The 4,210-nt window shown below is 65.5% G+C and carries 5 protein-coding genes; all 5 read right to left on the bottom strand.

What is annotated here, in order from left to right; translation table 11 throughout:
* A partial coding sequence (locus AX750_RS13770) for a metallophosphoesterase (RefSeq protein ID WP_156446457.1) occupies positions 1-818 on the bottom strand: 818 nt, incomplete at its 3' end.
* A gap of 18 nt (positions 819-836) precedes the next feature.
* Positions 837-1,697 (bottom strand): carbohydrate ABC transporter permease, encoded by an 861-nt coding sequence (locus AX750_RS13775; protein ID WP_082752434.1) that lies wholly within the window; start codon positions 1,695-1,697, stop codon positions 837-839.
* Entirely contained in the window at positions 1,694-2,584 is an 891-nt protein-coding gene (locus AX750_RS13780; protein WP_067254450.1) for a sugar ABC transporter permease, read from the bottom strand. Before AX750_RS13780 ends, AX750_RS13775 begins: the two co-directional genes overlap by 4 nt.
* Positions 2,585-2,627: 43 nt before the next feature.
* Positions 2,628-3,869, bottom strand: a complete 1,242-nt coding sequence (locus AX750_RS13785) for a sugar ABC transporter substrate-binding protein (protein WP_067254453.1) — start codon at positions 3,867-3,869, stop codon at positions 2,628-2,630.
* A gap of 23 nt (positions 3,870-3,892) precedes the next feature.
* Positions 3,893-4,210 (bottom strand): hypothetical protein (locus tag AX750_RS26735; protein WP_210173039.1); only part of this gene is annotated, 318 nt, incomplete at its 5' end.

The following is a 4,210-nucleotide window of genomic DNA, read 5'->3' on the forward strand; positions in this document are numbered from 1 at the left end:
ATCTCGCTGGTGCCCTTCGGCAGGAAGACGGGGCCTTCATAGAGCAGGTTGCGATGGCGCAGCCGCAACCCATCCGGCGTCACGGTGCCGATCGCGACTGTGGGTTGCTCCAGCGTTCCCTCTATTACGTCGGCTTGCCCCTCCTGACCGAGCTGGTGGACGAGTGAGCGCTGGGTGGAGACCGGAATTCCTTGCCACGACCCGTTGATGGTCTGGTGCACATGGCCGCACAGCATGTGATCGGGCCGCCGCCCGGCCGCGTCGAAGATTCGCAGAAGCGCCTCCGGCTCGTCGAGCGCGATCGCGTCATAGGCGGGCGAGCCGGTCGCGAAGGGCGGATGATGCAGGAAGCAGTAAACCGGCTTGTCACTCCTCGCATCGCGCAAGGCATCGCGCAGAAACTGCCGCCGCTCCGGGCAAAGCCGCCCGCCGGCGTCGCTGCGTCCCTCGTCCAGCGTATCGAGAGCGATCAGCGTGCAGCGCTCGAGTTCGACCGCCGACTGAACGAAGCCGTCCTGCCTCAGCCTATCGTTCGGATATTCCTCGAGGAAGGCCCTGCGACGATCGTGATTGCCCATCATCGGAATGATCGGCATGCCTGCCCCGGCGAGCGCAGCGGTGAGCGCCCGATAGGATTCCGCCTCTCCCCGATGGGCGAGATCGCCCAATAGCACGAGACACCCGACGCCGGCATGGTCGCGCGCCAGCAGCGCCAGCGCGGCGTCGAGCCTGTCTCTCGGGTCGATGCCATAAAGCAGACGCCCCTCCGGCATGAAGTGGAGATCGGCCAGAACTGCAAAGTCATCGCATCGTGCCATGGTCGAGATCGCTTTTTTCTAGAGGCCCTGGCGCAACCCGCGGACCAGATGCCGCTGGAGCAAGAGGAAGAAGGTCAGGCACGGCAGGGTCGCCAGGCAGCTCACCGCCATCAACTGGTTCCAATGCGTCTGGTACTCGCCCATGAACTGCGTGGCCCCGACGGTGATCGTCGTCGCCTTGCCGCCCGCGAGAAAGGTGCGCGCGAAGATGAAGTCGTTCCAGGAGACGACGATCACATAGATGGCGACGGCCGAGAGCGCGGGCGCCAGATTGGGCGTGATGATCGTTGCCAGCGTCCGCAGACGCGAGGCCCCGTCGATCGCGGCGGCCTCGTCGATCGATCGGGGGACGGTGTCGATGTAGCCCTTTAGCACGAAGGTCGCGAGCGGAACGGCGAATGACAGGTTGCCCAGCAGCACCGACACCGGCGAGCCCAGGAGGCCTAACCCGCGCATCATGACGTAGAGCGGCGTGATCAGGACCGTCGCCGGCAGCAGCTTCGAGACGAAGAGAAGCGCCGCACCGGTGCCGATCAACGCTCCTGTGCCGCGTGACAGCGCATAGGCGGCCGGCGTCGCGATCAGCAGCGTCGTCGCCACAGACCCGAGCGCGATCAGACTCGAGTTGACGAGCCAGGACCATGTCTGCTCGTTGCCGAGCACCTGCGTCCAGGCGCCGAGCGTCACCTCTCCAGCGAAGGGCGATAGGGCCGGGGGCCAGCGGCTGAGCGCTTCGTCTGAGCGAACTGACGAGAGCGCCATCCAGTAGATTGGCAGCAGGGCGATGACCGCCATCACGGCCAGCGTGATCCAGCCCGCGATGGTCCAGCCGTTGCGTTGCGCGCCATGCGTGCCGTCCACTTCACCCGGTCGCGTCATCGCGCTTTCCGCATCATGGCGGGCCAGAACACGGCCGCGAGCAGCAGCCCGACCAAAAGCGTCACCACGCCGAGCGCCGCCCCGGTTCCGGGCGAGAGGAACCGGAACGTCTCGGTGTAGACCCGCAGGGCAAGGGTCTCAGTCGAACGGGCGGGGCCTCCCCCTGTCATCACCATGATGGTCTCGACATTGCGAAAGGCCGACATCGTCGCCAGGAAGATAGCAACGACAGCGACCGGCCGGACCAGCGGCCAGGTGACATAACGAAACAATGCCACCGGTCCGGCCCCGTCCAGCCGGGCCGCCTCATAGAGCTCCCGCGGCACGGATTGCAGTGCCGCCGCCATCATCACCGTGAAGAAGGGGTATTCCTTCCAGATCGCCACCAGCGTGACGGACAAGAGGGCCCAGTCCGGCGCACTGAGGAAAGGGACCGGCGAAGACGCCAGACCCGTTCCGAGCACCGCGGCATTGATCAGGCCGAAGCGCTCGTCGAGCAGCAGCATCCAGACCACACTGGCGATGACCGGCGCGACGGCCCAGGGGCTGATCAGCGCGGTCTGCATGGCAGCGCGGCCGCGCCCGAGCGAGCCGAGAGCGAGCGCGGTCGCCATCCCCAACAGGAAGGCCACCGCCGTGCTCGCCACCGTGAAGACCGCCGTTGTTAAGGCGACGCGCGGCATGTCCGGATGGAGCAGCGCGCGCTCGTAATTGGCGAGTGTCATCGGCTTGACGATCGGCCGCATCAACTCGCTCAACCGCAACTCGTGCAGCGAGATCTGGAACAGCTTGACGATCGGCCAGGCGACGAAGGCGGTCGTCACCAGAACTGCCGGCAGAAGCAGGCAGAGGTTGAAGACGAGCGCCTGCCGCTCGAGATCGAGCATGGGGCGGCGTTCTATGGCCACCCTGCCGTCGTCGAAGGCCGCGCTACTTGCGGATGACGTCACGATTGATCCCGTCGACGATCCGCTTCGCCGCTTCGGCCGAACCGAATTTGCCGGTCACCATGGCCGACATTTCATTGGCGACGATGTCCGAGATCTTGGTGAACTCGCTTTCGTAGCCGATCGGAAGATGCGAGCGCGACGGCGCAGATGCGGCGGCGTCGAACATGGCCAATGTCGGCCACTTCGCCTTGGCTGCGTCTGAGACCATGCCTACGCGGCCGGGCGGATTTCCGGTGACCTCCGCGTATTTCTGCTGCCATTCCGGGCTGGCGGCGAGTTGAATGAACTTCCAGACCAGCTCCTTGCGCTCAGGCGCGATGTCCTTGGGCATGGCGAGCGCGTTGGAGGGGCCACCCGCCATATTGGCGAAGGGCAGCTTGGCGACCCTCCAGCCATCCTTGACAGCCGCCGTCGCCATGTTGTCGGCGTAGCCGGGAGCCCAGCTTCCGTCGATATACATGGCGGCCTGACCGCCCCAGAACAGGCGGCGCATCGGGGTGTTGTCGAGACCTTTCGGCGAGACGCCGGCCTTGATCAGGCCGTCGATGGTCTCGAGCGTCCGCGCAATCTCGTCCTGGCTGTCGAGCTTGCCGTCCTTGATCAGCTCGCGGTCGCGCCCGGCATGGAAATGCATGAAATACATGTATCCCCACGACGAGGTGGAGGTGTTCATCGCGAAGCCATACTGTTCGGTGCGCCCGTCCTTAACCTTGGTCAGGCTCTTGGCTGCGGCGATCAACTCGGCTTCCGTGGTCGGGACGGAGACACCGGCGGCCTTAAGCATCGGCTCGTTATAGAGGAGGCCGAAGCCGTAGTTCAGCATCACGAGGCCCAGCGTCTTGCCGTCCACCGTCATCGCCGCCTGGTTCGGAACCCAGGACTTGCGGATGTCGGTCTTGTCCAGCCAGCGATCGAGAGGCTCGAGCACGCCCTCTGCGCCATAGCCCCAGACGAAGCGGGCCGTCATGTGGACGATATCGGGCGGGTTGCCCGCGGCGAAGCGCGTGGTCAGCATCCGGTGGTGATCGTTCGATGGCGCGTTCGTCAGATTGATCTTCACGCCGGGATTCTGCTTCTCGAACTCGGCCGTGAGCGCCTGCCACCAGGGCCCGAAGCTCTCCTGCAACTGGTAGGTGGGGAAATCGAGCGTGGTCGTCTGGGCACCGACCGGCGCCGCCGCCAGCATCAGACAGGCAGCGGACAGGTTTCGCAGGATTTTCATAGCCGCCTCTCTTCCGAAGATCGTCACCGGCCTTCATGAACAGCAGCTCGGCAACGCTTGTGTGACGGCGGCGGGCAGGGGGGCATCCTGCCGATCGCCGCCGTGATCGCCGATGCCCGGCTGAACCCGGCGACCGAGCTGTCGCTGGGCCACGACACCCATGAGACGAACCCGGTGACGACCCGGGCGGGCTGACGACGATCGGAATCATCGAGCGCGACGGTCTGATCGAGCGCGTCGCTTGAAGGTAAGCGCCGTTCACGGGTGGCCTGGATGCGCGAGGACAACCCGCTCGTCGACTGACCCGCGGCAAGGGCCTGCAGCTGTCGACCGCGCTCGAT

It is taken from the genome of Methylobacterium sp. CCH7-A2, from assembly GCF_001557075.1.
Taxonomy (GTDB): Bacteria; Pseudomonadota; Alphaproteobacteria; order Rhizobiales; family Beijerinckiaceae; genus Allobosea; species Allobosea massiliensis.